23 protein-coding genes and 3 pseudogenes are annotated in these 23,723 nt (G+C 69.9%); 14 read left to right on the top strand and 12 right to left on the bottom strand.

Going from position 1 to position 23,723, the window contains the following annotated elements:
• Window positions 1–10 precede the first annotated feature (10 nt).
• The 4 genes from AQJ11_RS40150 to AQJ11_RS40160 all read right to left on the bottom strand — a co-directional run bounded on the left by AQJ11_RS40150 (window position 11) and on the right by AQJ11_RS40160 (window position 1,862).
• Window positions 11–679 (bottom strand): DUF6286 domain-containing protein, encoded by a 669-nt coding sequence (locus tag AQJ11_RS40150; RefSeq protein WP_244218595.1) that lies wholly within the window; start codon window positions 677–679, stop codon window positions 11–13.
• 52 nt (window positions 680–731) lie between these two features.
• On the bottom strand, window positions 732–1,139 hold the full coding sequence (locus AQJ11_RS40155) for an Asp23/Gls24 family envelope stress response protein (protein ID WP_058078931.1): 408 nt from the start codon (window positions 1,137–1,139) through the stop codon (window positions 732–734).
• The gene (locus AQJ11_RS49535) at window positions 1,136–1,306 is read right to left on the bottom strand and encodes a hypothetical protein (protein ID WP_159061796.1); all 171 of its coding nucleotides are present in this window, start codon (window positions 1,304–1,306) and stop codon (window positions 1,136–1,138) included. Before AQJ11_RS49535 ends, AQJ11_RS40155 begins: the two co-directional genes overlap by 4 nt.
• 76 nt (window positions 1,307–1,382) lie before the next feature.
• On the bottom strand, window positions 1,383–1,862 hold the full coding sequence (locus tag AQJ11_RS40160) for an Asp23/Gls24 family envelope stress response protein (RefSeq protein WP_058083633.1): 480 nt from the start codon (window positions 1,860–1,862) through the stop codon (window positions 1,383–1,385).
• Between the two features lie 177 nt (window positions 1,863–2,039).
• On the opposite strand from AQJ11_RS40160, the gene AQJ11_RS40165 reads away from it, so the two are divergent.
• The 3 genes from AQJ11_RS40165 to AQJ11_RS40175 all read left to right on the top strand — a co-directional run bounded on the left by AQJ11_RS40165 (window position 2,040) and on the right by AQJ11_RS40175 (window position 3,648).
• The gene (locus tag AQJ11_RS40165; protein WP_203348812.1) at window positions 2,040–2,630 is read left to right on the top strand and encodes an RNA polymerase sigma factor; all 591 of its coding nucleotides are present in this window, start codon (window positions 2,040–2,042) and stop codon (window positions 2,628–2,630) included.
• A 92-nt stretch (window positions 2,631–2,722) separates the two neighbouring features.
• Entirely contained in the window at window positions 2,723–3,277 is a 555-nt protein-coding gene (locus AQJ11_RS40170) for a hypothetical protein (protein ID WP_244218596.1), read from the top strand.
• Complete coding sequence (locus tag AQJ11_RS40175; RefSeq protein ID WP_059266701.1) at window positions 3,274–3,648, top strand: Asp23/Gls24 family envelope stress response protein; 375 nt, start codon at window positions 3,274–3,276, stop codon at window positions 3,646–3,648. Before AQJ11_RS40170 ends, AQJ11_RS40175 begins: the two co-directional genes overlap by 4 nt.
• Before the next feature lie 180 nt (window positions 3,649–3,828).
• On the opposite strand, the gene AQJ11_RS40180 is transcribed toward AQJ11_RS40175, so the two are convergent.
• Window positions 3,829–4,320 (bottom strand): winged helix-turn-helix transcriptional regulator, encoded by a 492-nt coding sequence (locus tag AQJ11_RS40180; protein ID WP_058078934.1) that lies wholly within the window; start codon window positions 4,318–4,320, stop codon window positions 3,829–3,831.
• A 94-nt stretch (window positions 4,321–4,414) separates the two neighbouring features.
• On the opposite strand from AQJ11_RS40180, the gene AQJ11_RS40185 reads away from it, so the two are divergent.
• A complete protein-coding gene (locus AQJ11_RS40185; RefSeq protein WP_058078935.1) occupies window positions 4,415–4,912 on the top strand; it encodes a tautomerase family protein in 498 nt (165 codons plus the stop codon).
• Window positions 4,913–5,740: 828 nt separating this feature from the next.
• Window positions 5,741–6,862, top strand: a complete 1,122-nt coding sequence (locus AQJ11_RS40195) for an epoxide hydrolase family protein (protein WP_059266703.1) — start codon at window positions 5,741–5,743, stop codon at window positions 6,860–6,862.
• Window positions 6,863–7,141: 279 nt separating this feature from the next.
• Here the strand turns inward: AQJ11_RS40195 and AQJ11_RS40200 are convergent, their stop codons facing one another.
• Window positions 7,142–8,224 (bottom strand): carboxylate-amine ligase, encoded by a 1,083-nt coding sequence (locus AQJ11_RS40200; RefSeq protein WP_059266704.1) that lies wholly within the window; start codon window positions 8,222–8,224, stop codon window positions 7,142–7,144.
• A 154-nt stretch (window positions 8,225–8,378) separates the two neighbouring features.
• On the opposite strand from AQJ11_RS40200, the gene AQJ11_RS40205 reads away from it, so the two are divergent.
• Window positions 8,379–9,800 (top strand): NAD(P)/FAD-dependent oxidoreductase, encoded by a 1,422-nt coding sequence (locus tag AQJ11_RS40205; protein WP_059266705.1) that lies wholly within the window; start codon window positions 8,379–8,381, stop codon window positions 9,798–9,800.
• A 9-nt stretch (window positions 9,801–9,809) separates the two neighbouring features.
• Here the strand turns inward: AQJ11_RS40205 and AQJ11_RS40210 are convergent, their stop codons facing one another.
• Together AQJ11_RS40210 and AQJ11_RS40215 are read right to left on the bottom strand one after the other, a co-directional pair.
• Window positions 9,810–10,007 carry a hypothetical protein gene (locus AQJ11_RS40210; RefSeq protein ID WP_059266706.1) on the bottom strand — a complete coding sequence of 66 codons (198 nt, stop codon included), beginning with the start codon at window positions 10,005–10,007 and terminating at the stop codon, window positions 9,810–9,812.
• 473 nt (window positions 10,008–10,480) lie between these two features.
• Entirely contained in the window at window positions 10,481–11,341 is an 861-nt protein-coding gene (locus tag AQJ11_RS40215; RefSeq protein WP_244218597.1) for a hypothetical protein, read from the bottom strand.
• A gap of 694 nt (window positions 11,342–12,035) precedes the next feature.
• Here AQJ11_RS40215 and AQJ11_RS40220 point away from each other — a divergent pair.
• From AQJ11_RS40220 to AQJ11_RS40235, 4 genes are read left to right on the top strand one after another with little or no spacing between them, the layout of a single operon-like run.
• A complete protein-coding gene (locus tag AQJ11_RS40220) occupies window positions 12,036–12,569 on the top strand; it encodes a hypothetical protein (RefSeq protein ID WP_059266707.1) in 534 nt (177 codons plus the stop codon).
• A 12-nt stretch (window positions 12,570–12,581) separates the two neighbouring features.
• Window positions 12,582–13,592, top strand: coding sequence for a hypothetical protein (locus tag AQJ11_RS40225; RefSeq protein ID WP_079082643.1), 1,011 nt, complete (start codon window positions 12,582–12,584; stop codon window positions 13,590–13,592).
• A gap of 22 nt (window positions 13,593–13,614) precedes the next feature.
• Complete coding sequence (locus AQJ11_RS40230) at window positions 13,615–14,949, top strand: Dyp-type peroxidase (protein ID WP_059266708.1); 1,335 nt, start codon at window positions 13,615–13,617, stop codon at window positions 14,947–14,949.
• Window positions 14,950–14,966: 17 nt separating this feature from the next.
• Window positions 14,967–15,509 carry a hypothetical protein gene (locus tag AQJ11_RS40235; protein WP_059266709.1) on the top strand — a complete coding sequence of 181 codons (543 nt, stop codon included), beginning with the start codon at window positions 14,967–14,969 and terminating at the stop codon, window positions 15,507–15,509.
• On the opposite strand, the gene AQJ11_RS52300 is transcribed toward AQJ11_RS40235, so the two are convergent.
• Window positions 15,498–16,223 (bottom strand): relaxase domain-containing protein, encoded by a 726-nt coding sequence (locus AQJ11_RS52300; protein ID WP_059266710.1) that lies wholly within the window; start codon window positions 16,221–16,223, stop codon window positions 15,498–15,500. The two genes, AQJ11_RS40235 and AQJ11_RS52300, sit on opposite strands and share 12 nt — an antisense overlap.
• Window positions 16,213–17,013 (bottom strand): annotated as a pseudogene (locus AQJ11_RS52305) (relaxase domain-containing protein). Before AQJ11_RS52305 ends, AQJ11_RS52300 begins: the two are co-directional and overlap by 11 nt.
• A gap of 257 nt (window positions 17,014–17,270) precedes the next feature.
• On the opposite strand from AQJ11_RS52305, the gene AQJ11_RS40250 reads away from it, so the two are divergent.
• From AQJ11_RS40250 to AQJ11_RS40260, 3 genes are all read left to right on the top strand, one after another.
• Window positions 17,271–18,473, top strand: coding sequence for an AraC-like ligand-binding domain-containing protein (locus AQJ11_RS40250; protein ID WP_244218598.1), 1,203 nt, complete (start codon window positions 17,271–17,273; stop codon window positions 18,471–18,473).
• Window positions 18,470–19,183 carry an alpha/beta fold hydrolase gene (locus tag AQJ11_RS40255; protein WP_059266712.1) on the top strand — a complete coding sequence of 238 codons (714 nt, stop codon included), beginning with the start codon at window positions 18,470–18,472 and terminating at the stop codon, window positions 19,181–19,183. The genes AQJ11_RS40250 and AQJ11_RS40255 overlap by 4 nt, the downstream gene beginning before the upstream one ends.
• 188 nt (window positions 19,184–19,371) lie before the next feature.
• On the top strand, window positions 19,372–20,202 hold the full coding sequence (locus AQJ11_RS40260) for an alpha/beta fold hydrolase (protein WP_014670211.1): 831 nt from the start codon (window positions 19,372–19,374) through the stop codon (window positions 20,200–20,202).
• Between the two features lie 664 nt (window positions 20,203–20,866).
• Here AQJ11_RS40260 and AQJ11_RS50600 read toward each other — a convergent pair.
• Together AQJ11_RS50600 and AQJ11_RS52950 are read right to left on the bottom strand one after the other, a co-directional pair.
• Window positions 20,867–21,030: pseudogene (locus AQJ11_RS50600) on the bottom strand (IS5/IS1182 family transposase); the annotation flags it as partial.
• 60 nt (window positions 21,031–21,090) lie between these two features.
• Window positions 21,091–21,273, bottom strand: a pseudogene (locus AQJ11_RS52950) (MauE/DoxX family redox-associated membrane protein); the annotation flags it as partial.
• A 775-nt stretch (window positions 21,274–22,048) separates the two neighbouring features.
• On the opposite strand from AQJ11_RS52950, the gene AQJ11_RS40270 reads away from it, so the two are divergent.
• Window positions 22,049–23,104, top strand: coding sequence for an XRE family transcriptional regulator (locus AQJ11_RS40270; protein ID WP_244218599.1), 1,056 nt, complete (start codon window positions 22,049–22,051; stop codon window positions 23,102–23,104).
• The last annotated feature ends 619 nt before the right edge of the window (window positions 23,105–23,723 follow it).

Here is a 23,723-nt window from a genome sequence, read left to right on the forward strand (position 1 = left end):
CGGTTGTCGGTCAGCCGGTGCGTTGCCGCACCCGTACGACGATGCGAGGAGGACGGGCGAGGGCCAGCCGGTCGCGTTCCTCGTCGAGGACGGCGGTGAGGTCGTCCTTCACCTGCCCGGGGTCACGGAAGCGGACGTCCGCGCGCGCTTTGATGCGGTGACGGCGCACCCGGATGCGCGCCGCGCCGACTCCGGGGACCCGCAGCGCGGCGTCGCGCAGCAGGCCGGCGGCTCCGTCGCGGTCCAAGGCGGCCCGCAGCCGGGGGCAGTCGGTGGGGGAGCGTTGGGGCAGCCAGTGGCGTAGCCCGGGGGTGAGGGCCAGGACGATCAGCCAGACGCCGACGGCAGCGGCCACGGCGGCTCCCGTGAGCACCCACACATCGTCCACGGAGCGGGTGGCCAGTTCGTCGGCCAGGTGCCGTCGCCAGGCCGCCGCCGGGCGTCCCGCTCGTACGGCGATGACGTCGACCAGCGCCGCGACCGCCGCCACGAGGATCACCGAGGCGACCAGCGCGGCCGGGATGCGGCGCGCGGACCACGGCCGGTGGGACCGGTGCCCTGCGTCGCGCTCACCGGACGTGAGGTCGGCGCCTGGTTCGGGCTCCTTTGCCAACGGCACCGTGGCACGCGATGCGGACGGTGTGGAGTCGCGGCCGGAAGGGCCGGGGTCGGGTGTCATCGCGGGGCTCCTTCCTCCACGGCGTGCCCGGCGAGCCGGGCCGCGTGGCCGGTCACCGGACCCGCCCCCGGCTCGTGTCGGCGGCGGTCACCAGCCGCCGGACGGTGAGGACGACCTCTTCCACCCGCAGGCCGGTCAGCTGGGCCACTTTCTGGGCGACGTCCTGCTGGATCCGCTCGCACACCCGGGGGATGTCGGTGGGGTAGGGCAGATCCATGGCCAGGTGCAGGCGCACCGAACCGATACGGGCGGCGGCGGAGGCGCTGGGTGCCTCCGGGCTGCCCCGGTCGGGCGGTACGGCGGCGCGCCGGGACTGCGCCGTGCGTGCGGCCTGTGCGGCGATACGGGCGACCACCCGGTCGGGGATGACGGTGGCGCCCCGCTCGGCAGGGGGCGGCAAGCCGGTGGTCCGCGCCGGCAAGGCGGACCCCTCGCCGGGGGAACCGGGCGGGGTCCTCACCGCTGCCTCCGCGTCCGGACGTCGAGGTCGCCCTGCACGACGAGGCCGACTATCAGCCCCGCAGCACCCAGGAAGAGGACCAGCAGAAAGGCCCAGAAGCCACCGAAGTAACCGGCGAAGCCCAGGGCGATGCCCGCTACGAGACCCGTCGTTCCTGCGTTCATCATGCACTCACCCGTCTCGCGGACGTACGTACGTCGCCGTCCGCGCGATCATCCGCGTCGCACCGGACGCGGTGGCGGGTCACCTCACGCGACCCTCGTCCGGTTCGGCCTGTTCCTCGTCAGGGAGATGGACGTCGTCGACGGCGATGTTCACCTCGACGACCTCCAGTCCCGTCATCCGCTCCACGGCGCCGATGACATTGGTGCGTACGTCGCCGGCGACGTCCACGATGGAGACGCCGTACTCGACGACGACGTCCAGGTCCACCGCCGCCTGGCGCTCGCCGACCTCGACCTTCACCCCGCGCGTGACGGCTCCGCCTCCGCCGGGGACGCGTTCCCGCATGGCGCCCAAGGCGCGGGCCATCCCCGCTCCCAGGCTGAAGATGCCCGGTACCTCGCGGGCGGCCATGCCCGCGATCTTGGCCACCACGCCGTCCGCGATGGTGGTCTTCCCCCGTGTTTCGGCCGGAGCCCCGGCCCCGGTACGGCCCTTCAGCGCGCTCACGCTCGCATCCGGCCGGTTGCCCCCGCCGACGCTGGTGGTGTTCTCCGTCATGGCGGTCGCCCCGATCGATAGGTCGGACACCGGTGCGGCGCCCGTCACAAGGTTGGACATGCGGGGCGGCGGATGTCTCACGCACATGCGGCGGATACCTCACACCCATCGAGTGCGGCATGCCTCACAAACGGCCTGTCGGGTACCTGGACGGTCCGAGCCGTGTGCGAGGGCGCCATGACCGAACGCGCTGTACCCCCATCGGCGAATCGCGACTTCTTGGGACGCGACCTGCCGGACCGGCTCCTGGCCGTACGGGCGGCCGAGGGGGACGAGGACTCCTTCGCGGTTCTCGTCCAACGGCACGGCCGAGCCCTCCTCTCCCTGGCCCGCTGCATGCTCGGCAACCCCCAGGACGCCGAGGAAGCGGTCCAGGACGCCTTCGTCAGTGCCTGGCGCCGACTGCCGGAGTACCGTCACAGCGCGGAGTTCCGTACCTGGATGTACCGGATCACCGTCAACCGCTGCCTGACCATGCGCCGGCGCCGGCCGCCGCCCGTCTCCCTCGACACCGTCGTCGAGCCCGCAGCGGAAGACGCCTGGAGCCAGCCCGCCCGGTCCGCCGAGCAGCACGCGGCCACCGCCGCCCTGTCTCACGCGCTCGCCGAACTGGACGCCGGCCAGCGGCTCTGCTGGATCCTGAGAGAAGTGCAGGGCCTGTCCTACAAAGAGATCGCCCACGTGACGCGGACCAGCGAACAGACGGTGCGGGGCAGACTGTTCAGGGCGCGCCGATCCCTGCAGGAGGCGATGGACCCATGGCGCTAGACGACCCGCACGCGCGGCCTTCCGAACCCCCCGGAGCCGACGGGCCCTGTACCGGCCCAGCCGCCGGCATCCTCCTGTTCGCAGGTGATGAGGTGCTCCCCTGCGGCCGACTGCTCAGCCGGGCCTGGGAACAGGCCCGGGACGCGGCACCGGACGCGGACCCGCACACCGTCTCCTGTCCACACTGCGGCGAGGCCGTCGAGGGACTGGCCACGGTGAACGCGGCCACCCGGGCGCTGCGCGACGAAGCTCCCGGCCTCCACGCACTCGCCGACCGCGTCATGAACATCGTCAGAGCAGAGGTACGGCTCGGGCGGCTGCTGCCTCTGGCCGACCCGGACCGGGACCTGCGGATCTCCGAAAGCGCTGCGGCAAAGGTATTGCGGCAGACTGCGGACACGATCCCCGGCGTCGCGGTCGCGACCTGCCGGCTCGTACCCGAGGGCGAAGGCACCGGCGTGCACGTGATCATGACCCTGGCCGCCACTCTCGACGGCCCGCTGCCCGACCGGGCCCACCAGGTGCGCCGATCCGTCCTCCACTCGGCCGTACAGGACCTGGGTCTCGCCGTGACGGCCGTGGACATCACCGTCGTCGACATCCTGGAGCCGGAGCCGCCCCTCCCGCCCGGCAGTGGTCCATCATGACCGTCAACCGCACGACCACCCTCCCTGGCGTCGCGGCCGAGGCGGCCCTTGCAGTTCCCGGCGTAACGGGCCTGCAACCCCGTCTCTCCCGTCGCCTCGCGGCAGCCGCCGCGCCCACCCTGACGGACGCCAGGCCCCACCACACATCGCCCGATGCGGGTATCCGCGCCGACCGGGCACCGGGTGGAGGATGGCACATCGAGGTGCGCTGCGTCCTGGCCGAGGGCCGGCGGGCACTGGACGTCGCCCAGAACGTCCACGACCAGGTGGGGACCGCCGTCACCTCCCACCTCGCCGCCCTCGACGCCGTAGAGCGAGTCACCGTCGAGGTCACCGTGACCCGCATCGCCACCTGGTACGACGGGTGGTGAGACCGGCTGCACGTTCGCCGTGAGAGTCGGCGGTAGCCGGACAGCCAGGATGCTCGTTCGGGCCTGGTCCGCCTGACCAGTGCCACAGCATCCAACGTTTGCCCCATGACCCAGGCGTCGACCCCAACTGCTTGGATCATGCTTCTCACGATATGAGCTGCTGAGTAGGGTCCTGGGATCTCAGGAGCTTTCCACGAAGCGCGCGCCCGGCCCGGGCGTGCGGCAAACGTCTTCCGGGGCGAGGTGGCTGTGCCCCGCAGCGCACTCAAGAACGACCTTGACCGGCTCCTCACAGGAGCTCGCATCGTCGACGGGCCGGTGCCGGACGATGACCGACGGGCCCTGCGGGTCGGCGAGGTACGTGTCACCCCATTCCAGGAGCGCCACGAGCGTGGGCCGCAACGCCCGGCCCTGCTCGGTGAGCTCGTAGGCGAAGCGCTGCCGATCCCCGGGCTCCTGATAGGGCACGCGGCGCATCACTCCGGCGGTCACCAAGGTCTCAAGCCGAGTCGCCAGGAGATTTCTGGCGATCCCGAGGCGGGAGTGGAACTCTCCGAACCGGCGCGCGCCGTCCAGCGCTTCACGGACGATCAGCAGCGACCAGCGCTCCCCCACCACCGAGAGGGCGCGCGCCACCGAGCAGTTCACCGGGTCGATTCGCCGCGTCTCCATGGGCCGAGTGTACCCCTCTGGGTTTACAAGCTGTACTCAGCCCTCATAGGCTCCCGCCTGAGTTGAAGAATTAAACTCATAGAGGAGATCGACCATGCCCATGCTTGACGTCTACATTCCCGACGGCGCGCTCCAGCCGGACGCCGAGACGGCGCTGCTGAACCGCATCACCGAGATCCTCGTCCGCAACGAGGGATTCGACCCCGCCGACCCGGTGAGCCGTTCCGTCTCCTGGCTCTGGCTGCACCGACCGGCCGGCATCTACGTCGGCGGAGAACCCGCGGACGCACCTCGCTACAAGGTCGTCCCGTCCGTCCCCGAGGGCCAGCTCGACGAACAGAAGCGTGCGAGCGTCATCGCCGAGGTCACCGAGGCGATCCTCGACGCGGAGAACGGCGCCTGGCCGCGTGACGCCAGCCGGATCTGGGTATTCCCCACCGAGATCCCCGAGGGCCACTGGGGCGGCTGGGGTCAGATCAGGCCGCTCGCGACGATCCTCGCCCGACTCACCGGCGGCGACACCAAGCGGGCCCGTACGCTCGCGCGTGAGCGGATCGCTGCCAGCCGGGCCGAACACGCCCGCCTGCCCTGATGAGCGGCGAACGAAGTGGGATCGATGCGGCCGGTGACACAGTCGCGAGGACCACTCCGCTTCAGACGACGTTGGCCTTGGCCACGACCTCGCGGAGGCGTTCGTCGGCGGCGTGCTGGTTCCGCCAGATGATGGACCGGCGGACCGTGCTGCCCGGCTCTTTGCGGGTGGCGTGGGCGGTGCCGTCCAGGTGAACGGGAGCGGACCCGGTCCGCGATGCGCTTGTTCGCGTCCGGTGCCAGCAGCCGACCCCATTTCCGGTACCGGCGCAGCTTGTTCACCAAGTCGTGGGCGTCCTCGGTGCGGCGGTCGATCTCCACCAGCAGCACCGGTACCCCGGCCGCCGGCGCTCGCGCCACCAGGTCCGCCCGCTGAACGTAGCTGTGCGGGATCTCGGTGGCGAAGCCGAGCCTGTGCCCGATGCCGAGCCGGTGGCCGACGCCGATCTTTCAGCAGGTGGGCGATGCCAGGTGGGTCGTATCCGGCGTCCAGCACGACCAGGACCTCCGGGGCATCCTGCTTCACCTGGCCGGCGACGAATCGCTCGACGACCTCGCGGATCCGGACGATGGTCACTGTGGCGACGTCGGCGCCGTGCTCCAGGCGGACCGCATCCAGCACCACCGTCCAGAACGTCCGCAGGCAATAGGTAAGGCCCGGAAACACTGTCCCCTTCACCACCACGCCTCCTTCAACACGGTCCGGGCCAGGGAGGTCATTCGTCGCCGTTCACGCCCTCCGGGCAGTTGTCCCGGAGAAGGCGTCCCGGGAACATCGCCGGGACACGGACATCAGAGATGTTTCTAGCGAACGAGAGGACGACCGAGCATGATCAGCACGGGACACGCCGCTCCACCAGTCGTGGAGGAGTCGGTACTCGAAGACCTGCGCGCACGCCTGCGCGGCTACCGCCGGGTCGACGTCCCCGCCGGGTTCGGTTGGGCGCGCGGTGTCGACGGTGACCGCCTCGCGGACCTGATCTCCCATTGGGCCCGCTCCTACGACTGGCGCGAGCACGAAGCCCGCATCCGTGCCCTGCCCTGGGCCCTGGCCGGCCTGGCCGACACACCTGTGCGGGCGGTCCACCTGCGAGCGGCGCGCACCGACGCGGTGGCGGTGGTGCTCCTCCACGGCTGGCCCGACTCCGTCCTGCGGTTCGAGAAGGTCTGGCCCCTGCTGTCCGACCTCCACGTGATCGTCCCGGCCCTGCCAGGCTTTCCGTTCGCCGCGCCCGTCGCCTCCCGGGGCATGTCGTCCGGGGACATGGCCGAGGCGATCGCGAACGCGATGACCGAGCTCGGCTACGAACGGTACGTCGTGTCCGCGGGCGATGTGGGCTGTGACGTGGCCGAGGCGCTGGCCGCTGCTCGCCCCGACCGCGTGACCGCCCTGCACCTGACCGATGTGTCGCAGTACCGCTTCCTGGTGGACCCGCCGCAGGACCTGTCCGACGCGGAGCGGGCGTACATCCGGCGCGGTCATCACTGGCAGGCCGCCGAGGGTGGCTACATGCACGAACAGGCCACCAAGCCGCACACGTTGGCAGTGGCGCTCGGTGACTCGCCCGCGGGCTTGGCGGCCTGGATCCTGGAGAAGCTGCGGGCGTGGACCGACTGCGGCGGTGATGTGGAAGCGGTGTTCAACCGGGACGAGTTGCTCACCTGGATCACCGCGTACTGGGTCAGCGGCGCCATCGGCACCTCCTTCACCCCCTACGCCGAGAGCGCGGCGAAACCGAGCGGACGCATCGACGTCCCCACGGCGTTCACGATCTTCCCGAAGGACCTCGTCAACGCGCCGCGCGAGTTCGCGGCACGCTTCTTCGACGTCCGCTCGTGGACCGAGGAAGCGGCCGGCGGTCACTTCGCGGCCTGGGAGCGCCCGTCGGAGTACGCCATCGGCATCCGCACGGCAGTTGACCTGGCGAGGCAGAGGTGTGGGACCTCGTAAGGCGTGTCGCCTTCCAGCGTTCGTCGGTGCACTTCGCTCCGCAGCCAGCGCAGACAGGGCGGCGGGCCTTACGCTCGGCTGTCTTCTTCGCCGCCCGCTCCCAGCCCGCCCGCCGCATCTGCGCCTGGTACCCGTCCGGGCCACGGCCACTTCACGGCGGAAATTGCCAGTCGCTTCCCGCAGGGCTGCATGTGGGTACGGCCGAAGCGGAAAGACACCGGGCCGGCCAGGCCGTGCTTGCGCGAGTTGTTGAACGCTGGGGCCCATATCACCGCTGCCTTACTGGGGGCAGGTGGCGGAGATGATGTAGTCGACGACGTCGTGCGTGCTGGAGTCTTGCCGGTAGGCGGCGCGCTGGCGGTCGGCACCGGTCCCTTCACCGCGCAGGCGCTGCCACTGCTCGCGTACGTGGCCGAGGTCGTCGTGCTGCCGCAGTGCTGGGGCAATGGTGTGCAGCAGCCTTTCGACGAGCGTGGTCTGCGCGACCAGGCGGCCAGTGAGTGGGTCGATGCCGGTGCCGGCCAGTCCGTCACGTGCCGCGCGCCAGCAGGCTGCACGCAGGACTTCCGGTGCCGGGCGCGGGGCCGGTTCTCCGGCTTGGACAGAGCTGAGGGCGGTGGCGGTCACAGCGCGGACGACGGCGGCGAGAAACAGGGTGTCATCGGGCGTCAGGGCGGCGTCGGCGACGCGGACTTCGATGGTGGGCAGGTGGTGAGAGGGGCGGATGTCCCAGTACAGGCCGCCGCGGTCGATGAGTGTCTCAGTGTTGAGGAGAGTGTCGACGAGGTCGTCGAAGTGGGCGGGTGATTCGAAGTACGGGGGCGGGCCGGCGACGGGCCAGCGCCCCCAGGTGGTGGTCCGCCAGCTCGCGTAGCCGGTGTCCTGACCGTCCCGGAACGGGGAGTTCGCGCTGAAGGCGATCAGGGGCGGCAGCCAGGGCCGCAGGTGGTTGCTGACGTACACGGCGTCACGGGGGTCGGGCAGGCCGACGTGGATATGGCAGGCGCACGCGGTCTGCTCGTCGTCCAGAGCGCGGAAGTGCGCGGCGCTGCGGGCATATCGGGCGCCGGGTGTGATCGGGACCGGGGACGTCTGGCCGAGCACCGGGGTACCGGTCGAGGCGAGGCGCACGCCGAGGCGGGCGGCGGCACGGGCGGCCGCCGCTCTTGTGGAGCGGATCTGTTCGGCGGCTTCCTTCAGGCAGGTGTGCGGATCGGTGCGCACTTCGACCTGATAGCGGGTCAGCTCGGTGCCGGCCCGGTCACCGAGTTCACCGGCCGCCTCGCTCACCACCTCCGGTCCACGGGGGCTGAGCTCGCGCGTGAGGGGATCGACCAGGAGGAGCTCCTCCTCGACGCCCACAGTGAGCGTGGCTGGAGCGCGGGTTGATGCGGGCGCGGTGCCGTCTGTCGGGCTGGCCCCACCGTGAGGTTCACTTCTCATAGTGATGGCACTGTCTCAGAAAGTGCTCGCCGGTGGGTGGAATCGTCTGGTTGCCGAAGGCTGAGGAGTACCGATGCGTGAAGAGACCGATGTCCTGGTGGTCGGAGGCGGCCCGGCGGGCGCGACCGCCGCGGCCCTCCTGGCCCACCAGGGCCATCAAGTGCGGGTGCTGGAAAGGGAACGGTTCCCGCGCTACCACGTCGGGGAGTCGCTGCTGCCCTCCTTGCTGCCCGTGCTGGACGTCCTGGGTGCGCGCGAGACGGTCGAGGCGCACGGGTTCATCCGCAAGACGGGAGCGTTCTACGGCTGGGGTGGCCAGGAATGGTCACTGGGCTTCGACGAACCGGGCAGGCCGGCGGCCTACAGCTTTCAGGTCATCCGCTCCGAGTTCGATCAGTTGCTGCTGGAACACGCCCGCGCGCAGGGGGCCGACGTCAGGGAAGAGGCCCGCGCGCAACGGGTCGACTTCGAGGCCGGCGGCGGGAGAGGCCCGGCCGGCCGGGCGGTGGAAGCCACCTGGGCCGGCCGGGGCACAGCCGCGGGGCGCGTCCGCTTCCGGTACCTCGTCGACGCCTCCGGCCGCGCAGGGCTCCTCGCCACCCGGCACCTGCGCACCCGGCGCGTCCACGACGCCTTCCGCAACGTCGCCACCTGGAGCTACTGGCGCGGCGCCGCGCCCCTTGTCGCAGCCCCCAGCGGCGCGATCGGGGTGTTCTCGCTGCCCAACGACGGATGGCTGTGGGCGATCCCGCTGCACGACGGCACCCTCAGCGTCGGCCTGGTCACCGACAAACGCTCCTTTGCCCACGCCAGGCGGGCGGCAGGCGGCTCACTGCAGACCCTCTACGACGAGGCGATCGCCCGCTGTCCGCTGCTGGCCGGCATGCTCACCAGCGCCCGTCAGGTGGCGCCGCTGAAAACCGAGAGCGACTACTCCTACGTCAGCGAAGCGTTCAGCGGACCGGGCTGGTTCCTCGCCGGCGACGCCGCCTGCTTCCTCGACCCCCTGCTATCCACCGGCGTGCACCTGGCCATGTACAGCGGTCTGCTCGCCGCCGCCTCCATCAACAGCATGCTGGTCGGCGACGTCGACGAAGACGCCGCCCACGCCTTCTACCAGAGCGCCTACCAGCACGCCTACGAACGGCTCCTCATCCTGGTCAGCGCCTTCTACCGCATCCACGACGGCCGCGACAGCTACTTCCGCACCGCACAGCGGCTCAGCCGCCGGGACCAAGCCCCTTTACGCCTGCACGAGAGCTTTCTCAACATCATCACCGGCGCCGAAGATCTCCGCGACAGCCAGACCGACGACCCCGTCGACACCTTCCTGCGCACCGTGCGCCCACCCGTCAACGGCCAACCCCCGCAAGGACTCGCTGGCCACGGAACAAGCCACCTGCTGCCCCTGCCCACCACCCCCGCACGCGCCACCGCCGGCCTCTACCTCAGCCTCCACCCTCATCCCCGCCTCCACGCCACCGGCCACGCCTGAGCTTGTTCTTCAACTACCGTCGGCAGCTGCTTCGACTAGCTTCACGAGGGGCGCCAGGATCCGTGGCAGGTCGCTCTCGGAGTGGAGCACCGCGTCGTCCTGCCAGGTGCGCTCGGTTCCGGAGTCGAGGAAGAGCAGCGAAGTGGCACCCGATTCCCAGAGGAACACCGTCCCCATGCGCTCGTCTGATTCCAGTGTGAGACTCACTGCCGTGGCCTTCGGCCGCCCTCGGGACGGGGTTCCTGGGACGGGCCGCTTCACCGCAGAGCTGATCCCACGAGAGCGCAGCTCGTGTTCATGTGCGGCATACCAGTCCTTGAGCCACTGAGCGATCTCTGACATTGCGCCCCCTGTGGACCTCGAACGGCCGTCGAACTTGATCGTATGCCCGGCAATCACCAGACGCAGGAACGGCCTTCGTCTGATCATGTGCTCCGACCAAGGTGCACGTGACGGGGACGAAGGCCGTGAGGGTGAGTCTGCTGCCTGATGCTGTCCGAGGGAAGCGTTCGCGGAAGCGTCACGCTTCCGGGGCGAGTTCTACGAGTGTCTGACCGCTCGGCGCGATGTGCTGTTCGAGTTGGCGGACGCGGTGCTGTGTGAGACGGAACTTAGACGTTGTGCCTGTCGCGACAAAGGGGCGCCGCGCTGGATCGGCGGCGCCCCTTCAGACGGTTGGCTCAGGCGCCCAGGTAGACCGGTGTCTTCTGGACGGACTTGCTGTAGATGTGGTTGCTGAGGGTGCCGTCGGCGCCCAGGACGACCAGCGTGACGTTGTCCTGGAGGACGACCGGGCGGCCCTTGGCGTACGAGACGGGGAACGTGCCGTGGCTGGTGGTCAGCTGCGCCCCGTAGACACCGTTGCGCTGGACGAGCTTGACGATCGCGCCGTTGGCCAGCTTGTAGCGGCCCAGCCGGGGGCTGACGGCGGTCTCGGCGCCGGTCCAGCCGACGGTCCCGCCGACCGGGTCGAGCACCAGCGTGCGGTTGCCGAACAGAGCGGCGCCGGCGCGGGAGTGCGCGTCGAGGAAGCGCACCAGCTTGCCGTCCTGGAAGACGCGGGCCTGGTGGTGGTCGGCGGAGACCTTGAAGATCTGGGCCGTCGTACGTGCGTCGAGGCGCAGGGTGCGCGAGAGCGTGCCGTGCAGGGTGCAGTCGGCGGACAGGGCCGGGAAGGGCGTGGACTGCCAGGGGGTGGACCCGCCCTGGCTGCGCTGGCCGAAGACCGGCTTGGCGGAGAGCACTCCGGTGATCTTCAGTCCGTCGGCCAGGTCGGTGGGCCGGCTCTGGTTGACGGTCGCGACGGCGTGGCCCTTGGCATCCAGGAGCGTGGCGGACGCGCCGTGGTCGGCGCTGCTGACCAGCCGGACCTTCATGCCGCCGCCGAAGACGGAGGGGATGGTCGTGGCGGCGACGCAGGCGCTGCTCCCGGCCGGTCCGGGCGATGTGGCGGCACTGGCGGCATGGGCCGAGACGATGGAGGCAGTGGCGGTACCGACGAGGGCGACGGTGGCGAGGGCGGTACGGAGTGCGGTACGCATGGCTGCTCCTGGCGGCTTCGGCTTCTGAGGTGCTGGCTACTCTGACCAGCGAGAACAACCCTAAAGATCATCCGTTCCGGAATCGTCGGGTCCATGTCACGGACACGTGACTGCACGCCACCTGTGGCTGTTGCTTACTCCGAGCCAAGGGGGCTGGCGGCCCACCTCGTCGGCATCCCCGTCCGGACCGGACGCCGCCGACCAGAGCGTCAGAAAGGGCGCTACGAGGCCGGCGGCCCGCTTGCTTCTTTGTGGCCGACTGCGGTGTGAGCCGCGGCATGTCGATGTCACCGGCGAGTACGCTCATGTGGTTGTTCCCGCGACCATGGCATTCGACCTGCGGGACAGGCGGGTCGCTCAGACCGGCTCGGGGTTCACGGTGGCGCTTCGCAAGGTGGACACCGAGTGGCGGCTGACGGCCTGGGCGTGGGCAAAAGGCGTGCAATCGGCACGACATCGGTAACGGCTCGGCAGTGGCCGGTGCCCGGTCGGGTGAAGCCGTTGCGTCAGGTTCTCGTCGTCATGATCCGAAACAATGATCGGCCGTCTGCGCGGTGGTCCGCACCGCGCAGGCCGCCACGACTTCACTGGCCGGCAGCCGACCCGTCAGCCCCCGCCCAGTCAGCGGGCGCGGCCAGCCGTCCAGTGCCACGCTGTAGGTGGATTCCGGCCTGTGGAATGCGGAGGTGCGGACATGGAGATCAAGCCGCGGGCGGTCGCCATCCCCAAGGAGACCGACCACCTGGAGCAGGGCAAGTACGGCCCCGTCTTTCCGAGGACTCCGGCCTGCTACGGGTTCACCATCATCGCAGACGTGAAACCGGGCAGGGCCGAGGCGATACGGGAGCACGGACATACCCTGGCCAAGGCGCTGGAGCAGGATCCGTATCTCCTCGCGCCGTTGAAACTGCACTACCTGCGCTGGGTTCTCTTCGACGACGACACGCGCTTCATGTACCAGGGCATCTTCGACACCGACTTCGACAAGTACACCGAGGACGCCGCCGCGCTGTTCAGCAAGGCGGGTGTGAGCACCACCTTCGAGAACCTCGAAGGGTTCCCCGAGGACTGGCGGACCAACCCCGAGGCGTTCGTGCGCTTCGTACGGGAACACCATTGTCCGAGCTTCATCGAATACGGAGAGTATCCGTACGTGACGGCGGACGAGATCAAGAAGGCTCTGCGGATCAAGAGCGCTCTGTCGGAGATGCTCGACCAGATGCAGTGAGGTTGGACGAAAATGAGCGAGGTCAGGACCGCGCGGACGTACAACCAGCGGCACATTCCGCGGAAGTACACCCCTGACGGTCGGCGGGTGAGCGTCTACGTCTCGTGGAGCTATCCGGCAGAGGCCGGTCGCAACGCGGCAGAGCTCGACAACCGCTTCTCCACGATGACCGAGGTCAGGCGGGTGGCCTGGCCCGCGTACGAGGACCCGAAGTGGTCCGACCCCTACCGGTTCCAGCAGGGCATCGCAGGGTCGCTGGAGCTGTTCTTCTGGGCCTGGGCGCCGTTCCAGGACTTCGTCGAGGAGGTCACGGGGCATCCCGTCCCGGTGTACCAGCGCATTGACCAGGCCGGATTCCATACTCCGCTCGATGGGCGGGTGCTCGATGACACGGATGTCCTGTTCGTCTTCGGACTGGACCACATGATCACCGGACAGGAGGCGCAGCCCGGGGAGATCGAGGCGCTTCGGGGCTTCCTCGGCCGGGACGACGCCCGCCTGGTCCTCGGGCCCCACCACGATGTCGGCGCCTCGGACGATCTGTCCGTGCGGGAGGTGGAGTACCGCCATCACGGCGATCCCCTGGTGCCGCGCCAGCAGCGGTTCGCGACCTACGTCAGGGATCTGATGAAGGGCCTGGGCGTGCCGGTCATCAATCGGTACGGGCTGCGTCCCGCCACCGGTGAGGGCAACCGGATCGCTCCTTTGTCGACCATCCCTGACCTGGACGAGAAGGGGTGGCTGAACGGGGTCACGAACTTCAACTTCCACATGCACCTGCCTCACTACGCGGTGACGACCGACGAGCCGAAGGCCGTCCATGTGCTGGCCCGGCAGCCGATCGACACCTCCCGGCCCCATCCGTTCACCGAGGACGGCAACGCCGAGTTCAACATGTTCCTGTGGATGCCCCCCGGCGGCGACCGCGCGGCAGACGTTCTGCTGGCCGACTCCACGATCTTCAGCACGCTCTTCGGCGCCGACGACAGCCTGAGGAACTTCTGGCGCAACCTCGTTACATAGGCGATGCCGTAGGGAGGCCGACGTGAGCGCACCCACCCACGTCACACTCGAACTCGACGACATCCAACGCGGGGTCCTCAGCCCACGCCCCACCCCGTACGCGGCGACCTATCTGGCCTTCCGCATCGACGACCGCACCCGGGGCCGTGAGCTGATGCGGCGGGCGAGCGCAGCGGCGACCTCCGCCGCCGACACCTCCAGTCCCCTGGGGGACACCTGGGTCAGTATCGCCGTCACCTACTGGGGCCTCCAGGCCCTGGGAGTGCCGCGCTCCTCGCTGGATTCGTTCGCCTGGGAGTTCCGGCAGGGCATGGCAGCCCGCGCCCGGGCGCTGCGTGACGAGGGCGCCAGCAGCCCGCAGCACTGGGAGGCACCGCTCGGTACCCGCGAGGTCCATGTGGTGATCACGGCGGTCGCGCCCGACCCCCCGCACCTGGAGGCGGCCATCGACCGCGCCCGTCTCGCCTATGGGCGCCTACCCGGTGTGACGGCGATCTGGAGGCAGGACTGCTACGCGCTGCCCACCGAGAAGGAGCACTTCGGCTATCTCGACGGCGTCAGCCATCCGGCTGTCGAAGGCAGCGGCATCCCAGGGTCCAATACGCTGGAAGCGCCTCTGAGGAGCGGGGAGTTCGTGCTCGGCTACCCCGATGAGCTCGGCGGTGTCCAGACGCCGCAGCCGGCCGTGCTCGGGCGCAACGGCAGTTACGCGGTCTTCCGCAAACTCCACCAGGACGTCGCCGGGTTCAGGCGGTACCTGAGGGACAACTCCGCCAGGGCCGAGGACGAGGAGCTGATCGCGGCGAAGATCATGGGGCGCTGGCGCAGCGGGGCCCCGCTGGCGCTCGCTCCGCAGCACGACGACCCCGCGCTCGGCTCCGACGCCCACCGGCGCAACACCTTCCTGTACGAGCAGGACGACCCGATGGGATTCACCACCCCCGGTGGCTGCCACATCCGCCGGGCCAACCCGCGCGACGCCTCGGTGGCCGGCGAGGTGCGGCTGCACCGCATGATCCGGCGCGGCGCCGTCTACGGACCGCCGCTGCCCGAGGGCGTGCTGGAGGACGACGGAGCCGACCGCGGCCTGATGTTCGCGTTCATCGGCGCCCACCTGGGCCGGCAGTTCGAGTTCGTCCAGTCGCAGTGGATGAACGACGGCGTCTTCTTCGGGGCCGGCGCCACGAAGGACCCCGTCGTCGGCGCCGCCGACGGGCATACCGGCTACACCATCCCCCGCCGGCCCGTGCGGCGCCGCCTGGCCCCGCTGCCCCGGTTCGCGGTCACCCGTGGAGGCGAATACTGCTTCCTGCCGAGCCTGAGCGCCCTGCGCTGGCTCGGGGACCTCCACGACTGACCGGGCGGACAAACGCCATGGACGCCCTGCATCTCGTCCTCAACGCGGTCACCGTCATCTTCATCGCGGCCACCATGTTCGCCGCCGGCCTGCGCGCCACCGTCCCGGCACTGCGCGGAGTCTTCGCCGACATTCCGCTTCTGGCGCTGGCGCTGACCGCCAACATGGTGGTCATCCCGCTGCTCGGCTGGGGCATCGGTGCTCTGTTCGGTCTCCCCTCGGCCGCCTCCATCGCCCTCGTCCTGATCGCCTCCTCCCCGGGCGGCCCCTTCGGGGCGAAACTGGCGACCGGGCAGCAGGGCGACGTCGTCGCGGGCGCGGCGACGCAGGTACTGCTCGCCTCGCTCGGCAGCCTCACCTTCGCCCCCACCGTCAACGCCATCCTCACCGCCGCCGACACTCGCGCCGAGGTCTCCCTCGACGTCGGCGCGCTGGTGCGGGCGATGGCGCTTCTGCAACTCGTTCCCTTCGCCATCGGCCTGCTCCTGCGCCGCTACGCCGAACCCACCGCACAGGCATGGCGCCCCCGGCAGCCGCCGTCTCCAACATCACCTTCCTGATCGTGCTGGCGGGCATGCTGCTCGGCAGCTTGCGCGACGTCGCCGACCTCTTCGGGCAAGGTGGCGGCGGGCTTCGGCGAGCAGGTGCCGGCGATGGAAGCGGCCACCGTCGTTCATCACGAACACGGTCGCGGTGACGTCGACGGCCGCCAGGGCGACGTCGACCACGGCGGTGACCCGGGCCCGGATCGCGGCAGCTGCGGCACGGGCGTGCTCGACGAGGGAGTTGACGATGTCGATGGCTACCTTGGAGGTGCGGATCGCGCTCTCCTTCCACTCCCTGCGCAGCTGCGTGAGGGGACGGGCCTTCTGCTTCGGTGGGCGCGTCATCTTCGCGGCGATCCCGTTCAGTTTGGCGCGGGCCCGCTCGGAGACCACGGGCAGGAACCGCGGCTCGCCGTCGTCGTCGACGGCGGTGACGTACTCGTGCTCCAGCTCGGTCAGGCAGGCGGCGATCTGGTCGCTGCGCCGGGCGGTCCAGCGGATCAGCTCGTGCGGCACCCCGGCAATCTCCATCACGGGCCGACGCCCGGGGGTGACGGTGCGCGGCTCGGTCGCCAGTCCCAGCGCCTCGCAGACCTCAGCGGCCACGATCTCGTTGTAGAGAGCGGAGGCGGCCACGGTGTTCTCGTGCAGGGCCGTGGTGTGGATCGAGCCCCACTTCCCGTCCAGGCGCTGCCCCTTCACGCTCAGCAGCAGATGGTCATGGAGCAAGGGTCCGCTCGGAACGCACCTCGTCGTGGCGGAAGCGGGCGGCGACCAGACCGCCGGGCGGCCGGTCCCGGTGGATGCCGTCCTTGCCGTACCGGATCACCGCCACCTCGTCCTCGATCCAGGCCAGCACCCGCTCGATCGCGCGCTCGTGCGCGGCCTCGATCACCCGCCGGGTCTCCTCATCCCCCAGCGCCTACAACAGGTAGATCGTCGGCTGCGGCCGGAGGACGAATTCGACACCGGTCACCGTCACCCGGCGGCCGAGGGCGCCGGCCTTGAACGCCTTCTTCGGGGACGCACCCTTGGCGAGCAGGTCGGCCTCGATCCGGTCCGCGTACGGGTGCCGGCCCCGCTCACCGAACAGGTTCCGCAGCTGCGCCTCGGTGACCTCCTCACCCGGCGTCAGGCCAAGCACGGTCAGGCCGCGGCCCATCCATCGCCCGGCCGGGACACCAGCTTTCTCCTGGGCCTCGCGCAGCGGCATGCGGTCCGGGCGACGACCGTCGCCGACGACGGTCTCGCGGAGGTAGTATCGGTACATCTGACCGGCCCGAATGACCCTGATATCCACTGTCATACAGGCCAACAAGCACCCCGAGCCGTCCCCGGACGACGGTGCCGTCAGGAGCCGGTCAGTGCCTGTTTTCGATCCCCGGTTTTGAATAGCTTTGGGTCTAGGCTGGCTGGGTGTCCAAGGGCGCCGGGGAGGCCAGGGAACGGGTGTGCGGGGGCTGCGGTGAACGGCTGCGGCCAGACGCACGGCCGACGGCCGTGTATTGCTCGGCGGCATGTCGTTCCAGGCAGTGGCGCCGGGACCGACGGTTGCGCAAGCGGGTGGCCGCGGAGTTGAGTGGTGCCGGCCGGGCCGAGACGCCCGACGACGAGGTCACCGCCCTCGAACGGCAGCTCTCCGACCTGCGCTTCGAATGAGGCCCCGCGGTCCCCCGTATCTCCACCCCCTATCCCGGATCTAGTGCATTCACTCGATGCGCCACCCCGTGCCCCGCTGGCACAGTGTCCGCAGCGCACACCGGCTGAAGGGCGGAGATGATGTCGGACGTATCGGTGAAGGGGACGGGGAAGCAGCCCGCAGGCATCTTCTACACCACGGACGGGGTGCCCAGGCAGCGAAGACGGACCTACTGGCGCGACGCCGTGGCCCACACCTTCGGAGCCGTGGACGTCAAGCTCGCCGAGGAGGTGTTCTCCGGCACGATCCATGCCTCACCAACGGGCCGGACACGGGGCGTCACGGTGGACAGCGAAGCCCTGCAGACCGTGCGCACACCGCGCCTCATCGCGCAGTCCACAGGCGACGACCACGTGGTCGTGATGCTGCTGAGCAGCGGGCTGGCCCGGGTCGAGCAGGACGCGCGCGACGCGTATGTCGAGCCCGGGCAGCTCTTCGTCTACGACCGGGCGCGTCCCATGCGGCTGACCTTCCCCGACACCTTCCAGACGAAGGCCCTCGTCCTGCCCCGGCACCTCCTGAGTCTGAGGGAGTCGGATCTGCGCCGGATCACGGCATCTCCTCTCGACTCCACGACGCCCCTGGGCAACCTGCTGTCCCCCTTCCTGTCCCGGCTCGTGGACACCGCGGGCGCGTATCCGCAGCACGTCGGCGACCTGATCACCCGCAATGTCCTGGACCTGCTCACGGTGTTGGCCGACGAGCGACGCGGCGGTGACACCACAGGCACACCGAGCGCCGCCCGCGTGCTGCTGATGCGGGTCCAGGCGTACATCGACCGTCACCTGGCGGACCCAGACCTGACCCCGGAGGCCATCGCCCGGGCCAACCAGATCTCCCTGCGCTACCTGTACAAGCTCTTCCAGAGCGAGGGCACCACCGTCCGCCGGTGGATACAGAGCCGCCGGCTGGAGCAGTGCCGACGCGAGCTGGCCCACCGGGACGCGGCGAGCCGGACCATCGCCGCGGTGAGCCGACGGTGGGGCTTCGTCAGCGCCGCCCACTTCAGCCGGGCGTTCCGGGCCGCCTACGGGATGTCCCCCGTCGAGTGGCGGTACTCCGCGGCACTCGAACGTCGAACGCACACGTCGCCAACCGGGCGCCTAGATGTGCTGCTGACTGCGGCGATGCCGGCTACGGCCGATGACGCGACGGTCTCGCGCATGCCGCGCGAGCGCTCTTGGGCCAGGCGTCGTGCGCTCAGAGACAAGACGCCGCGATATGACTCCGTATCTTCGAAGGTCTCACCGCCCATCGCTCACCCGAGGACCTCGCCATGACCCGGCCCACCATCGTTCTCGTCCACGGAGCGTTCGCCGACGCCTCCTCCTACGCCCCCGTCACCTCCCGGTTGCTGAAGAAGGGCTTCAAGGTCGTCGCTCCGGGCGTGCCGAACCGCAGCCTGCTGGGCGACGCCGCATACGTGGCGTCCGTCGTGCGCAACGTCGACGGCCCGGTGGTCCTCGTCGGTCACTCCTACGGCGGCGCCGTGATCACCATGGCCGGGACCGAGGAGAACGTGAAGGCCCTGGTGTACCTCTCGGGGTACGCGCTGGAGGAGGGCGAGAGCCTCGGCGAACTCCAGGGCGGCTTCCCCGACTCGAAACTGGGCGCCGCCCTCGTCTACACGCCGTCGCCACTGGCGGACTACGACGAGAAGAACCCCGACGTCACCGTCGACGTGGACAAGTTCCCCGAGGTCGTGGCCGCCGACGTGGACCCGGACCTCGCCGCCGTGCTGGCGTCGTCACAGCGCCCGCTGGCGGGTCTGGCGTTCGCCGAGAAGGCAACCGCCGCAGCCTGGAGGACGAAGCCCGCCTGGGCAGTCGTCTCCAGCTCCGACACCACCATCAATCCCGATGTGGAACGCTTCGGTTACCGCCGTGCCGGAATCGACTTCGTGGAGATCGACTCCTCGCACATGGTCATGCTCTCTCACCCCGACGAGGTCGTGGACATCATCCTGCAGGCAGTCGAAGCAACCGAGTGAGCTCCACCAGGTGAGCTCCACCAGGCGAGCTCCCCGCGGCTCGGGCGGCAGGCCGGCCGAGAGCCGTCCGAAGGCGAGAACTTCTCGCACAGGCCCGACAGCCGGCCGACACACCCCGGCGTTCACCGGGACACCGGTCGACTGACGCTATGCACAACCGAACATCCGAACAAGCAGAGGAACCAGTAATGAGCACAGTCACCACGCCGGACGGCACCGTCATCTTCTACAAGGACTGGGGCCCGCGGGACGCCCAGCCGATCGTCTTCCACCACGGTTGGCCGCTCAGCTCGGACGATTGGGACGCCCAGTTGCTGTTCTTCCTCTCCAAGGGCTACCGCGTCATCGCCCACGACCGCCGCGGGCACGGGCGCTCCAGCCAGCCTTCGACCGGCCACGACATGGACACCTACGTCGCCGACGTCAACGTGCTGACCGACCACCTGGACCTCCAGGGGGCAGTGCACGTCGGGCACTCCACCGGCGGCGGCGAGGTCGCGCGCTACGTGGCGCAGGCCAAGCCCGGCCGGGTCTCCAAGGCGGTACTCGTCGCGGCCGTCCCGCCGGTCATGGTGAAGAAGGACAGCAACCCCGAAGGCACTCCGATCGAGGTCTTCGACGGCTTCCGTGCCGCGCTCGCCGCCAACCGGGCCCAGTTCTTCATCGATGTCCCGGCCGGGCCCTTCTACGGCTTCAACCGGCCCGGGGCCGAGGTGTCCCAGGGACTCATCGACCGGTGGTGGTGGCAGGGCATGATGGGCGCGACGAACGCCCACTACGAATGCATCAAGGCGTTCTCGGAGACCGACTTCACCGAGGACCTCAAGAAGATCGACGTCCCCGTCCTCGTGATGCACGGGACGGACGACCAGGTCGTGCCGTACGCCGACTCGGGCCCGAAGTCCGTTGAGCTGCTGAAGGACGGCACGCTCAAGAGCTACGAGGGTTACCCCCACGGCATGCTGTCGACGCACCCCGAGGTGCTCAACGCCGACATCCTGGCCTTCGTGGAGGGTTAAGGCGCACCGCCCGCCTCTGCCGGGCGACAGCGAGAACCTGATAGCGACACACCGTCCCCCGGTAACGCCCATGCGGGCCATTGCCGGGGGACGCGCATATCGCCCCGGGTTCCGGGCCCGGGCTTCCGGAGTGTCATGGATGACGTCCATCCTCCCGCCCAGCACTACGGCAAGATGGGGTCCACCGGCCCATGCATGAAGGGCCAACGGGCCCTGCCCCGTTGAGCCTTACACACTTCAACAGCTTGGAGAAGGCGGGCGGCGGACGCACTGGTCACACCGGCCGGCCCCGCACAACCGACCGCAGCGGCCCCGGGATCAGTGGGCCATGACGTTTCCCGGGGCGCCCTCCGCCGGCCGGTTCACCGACGGGCGCGATCCGGCTCCCCGCCGGGGGGAAAGCGGATTCCAGACCGCCGACACGCAGCGCGCGGCGTGTCCTTCTGGCAACGCGCGGGAGCCAACGAAGGACACGGCCACCCGTGTCATGCCAGCGTCCACAGCAAGTTCTGAGGAGCGCTCCAACGGGCTCTGAAGTTCAGACACAAGCTCTGAACTTGCCGTTTAACCTCGGCGCTCGATGATGCGGGCGAGAGATTCTGTGGGCCAGCAGAGCCACTGCATGAGTGGGGCGGTGACCACGAAGTAGTGGGCGCTGACCCAACCTCGCTGGCAGGCCGCGGCCGTCGGCCGAAAGGTGCACCTTGGTCGTCAGTCCTCCCCGGGACCGGCCGAGTGCCTGCCGAGCCGCCGAGCGTTCCGGCTCCTCCAGTTTGTCTCTGTCGGGGTCCCCATTTTGCGGCGGCCGGCGGCGTGCTGGTGGGCGCGATTGCGGACGATCTGGGGCCGTCCCGCCGGGCGGTCGCCAGACGTGCCGGAGCAGTGGCACGTAACCGTGGTGGCGTCCCGTAGCGCACGGGCGATGGCGTAGGTGAAGCCGGTCAGCAGCACGGCTGCCGCCGCGAGGCCCACTCCATACAGCTTCGGAACGACGAGGCACAGGACGGTCAGGGCTTCCAGGGAGACGATTCCCGCCGCCAACCCGCCGACCAGGCGCCGCGCCCCCCCCAAGTGTGACGACGGTGTCCGAGAACGCCGCGAACGAGGCCGCGGTGCGCACCTTGCTCACGCAGGCGCCGGCGAAGACGAGCGCCAGCAGTCCTTGGCATGTCGAGGAAAGGAAATACACGGGCGCTCCTTACGGCGGGACTTCGCGGCAGGCGGAAGGCGGCCGGTGGTTGGCGCGTCGTGCACCTCCCGCGCGTCGGACGGCCGGGCCCCCCCCAAGGCACGGCCGCAGTGGGGCGGGAGCGGCCTTACGACGTGCAGCCGCACCGCACGAACTCGCGCCCGACCAGACGCGCTGCGTGTACTCGTTGTAGGAGGAACAGGGCTGGTTACGGATGCAGCGGTACCACCACTCGCATGCCCGGCCGTCTCCCGTGGCACTAGGTGGTTCAGCATCCGGTCGGCGAGGGTGCGGATCGACTTCATCTGGCGGTGTCTTTTCGTCGGTTGATCCCCCCGGCGGTTCACGTGGAGGGATCAGTTGTTCGGCCTCGGGCCGTGCTCGGCCGGCCGGGCATCCAGTCTGGGCGGACCGACTCCGCCCGATGGAAGGGCTTCGGCTGTCCCGGACACAGCGGGGTTGTCCGGGCTGGTCAAGGATCTGTCCAGGCCGTGTCCGGGACGACCGAGCCGGTGTCCGGGGGGTCCAAGTGGTGGTACGGCAATTGGCAGAATCCCGGATTGTCCACCGCGAGGAACCGGACGAAGATGTCCGGACATGGGGAGACCGCGTCCGTTACCTCAGGAGGCGTGCACTGTCGCGGAGTTCGTGGCCTGCATGCGGCAGCTCAAGGAACAGTCCGGGCTGACCTACCGCCAGTTGGAGGCCCATGCGCAGCGGCGCGGGGACGTGCTCGCTCGGAGCACGGTCGCCGACGCGCTGCGCCGGGACTCGCTGCCGCGTGCGGAGGTCGTCGCCGCGTTCGTCCGAGCCTGCGGGAGAGACGAGGACCCCACCGCCTGGCTGGAGGCCAGAGACCGGCTGGCCACCGCCGAGCCCTCGCACGCGGACGACGGGGTTCCGCCCGAGGGCGGCGCATTGCCGCACGGGGACGAAGGGCCGGCGTTCGGGCACGACCGGTCGAAGCTCGCAGACGGAGGCCCGGCCCAATCGGACGACAATCCGACGTTCGACGCGACGTGCGAACAACCGGCGAAGCCGCCCGCCTTGCCACGCATAAGGAACCGGCGCATCCTCGCGGTCTGTGTCGTCACCGTGCTCCTGCTCGCCGCTGCGGGAGCCTGGGCGCTGCTGCCCGGAGGGGCGGGCGGCCGGGACCCGGCGGCGCGTGAGGCCGGTGCGGCACCGGGCCTTGCCTCCTCCTCGCCCCCCGTCGCGTCCACCGGCGCCGACGGCCCGGCACCAGGACGCAGTCGTATCCGGCCGGCCCTGGCCGCCGGGCTGTGCATCACCGAGGGCCACGACCGGAAGGAGCGTTACCGGAGCCAGGTCGCCGTCCAGCGTCCGTGTGCCGACGCCACACCGCCGGCAGTCTCCCTTGTCCCTGTTGGCAAGACAGGCTCGTACTACATCCAGTGGCGCCATCCGGTGTACGGCGACGGGTGCCTCACGGCGCTGGGCAGCGGACATGTGGTCGAGGGGCTGCTGGAACCCTGGCCTTGGGAGAGCTGCTCGGCGGACCGCACCAGCCAGCACTTCTTCTTCGACCCCGTCGACGGCTCCCGCAACCACGCCTACCGAATTCACGTGGTGCAGAACGGAATGTGCCTCGGCATCAACGGTGCCGACGACCGGGCGGTCGGCGCCGAGATCGCTCAGCAGCGCTGCACGGGGGCCCCGGACCAGGAGTTCCTCGTGGATACCGTCGGCTGACGATGCCGTCGCCCGGCAAACCAGACCCTACGGCTCTCCAAGGGCTGGTCCTCCGAACCGACACGGACGCACGTCGTCCACGTCATGGCCACCGGCACGCCACCATGGCCGCCTCGCCGGGCACCGGTCCGCCCCCGTCGAGCACGTCCTGCACCGGTGGACCTGCCGACGACGACACCAGGCTCGCACCGGCCGCTGCATGCCCGATCCTCGATGACCCACCGGCTGCCCGCGATGCGGATCAGGTCATCAAGCGTGGTCTCGACAGGGCAGGGCAGTACTAGGGCATGGCGGCGCAAACTGGGCACGTCCCGGCGGGCTTGCCCTACAAATGGCCCTCCAACTTGCCCTACAACCTGCCTCTGAACTTGCTCTACAACTTGCCTCCACCGACCCGGCCGGGTAGGCGGAACCGCAGATCAGGCCGGGTGGTCAAGGGGAACCGGAGGCGCCGACTACTTCCCTGTGACACTCCCTGCCGGACGGACCGGCAGCAGGTCACGCCCTCGGTCGCGTCCTGCGTCGCTCAGCGCCTCGATTCCAGACGATCCGGCGCGCCGACTACTTTCCTGGACCGCTCCTGGCGCTCCGGCTCCCTGTCGCGGACCGCCTGTGGGAG

It is taken from the genome of Streptomyces corchorusii (assembly GCF_001514055.1).
Classification (GTDB): Bacteria; Actinomycetota; Actinomycetes; order Streptomycetales; family Streptomycetaceae; genus Streptomyces; species Streptomyces olivaceoviridis.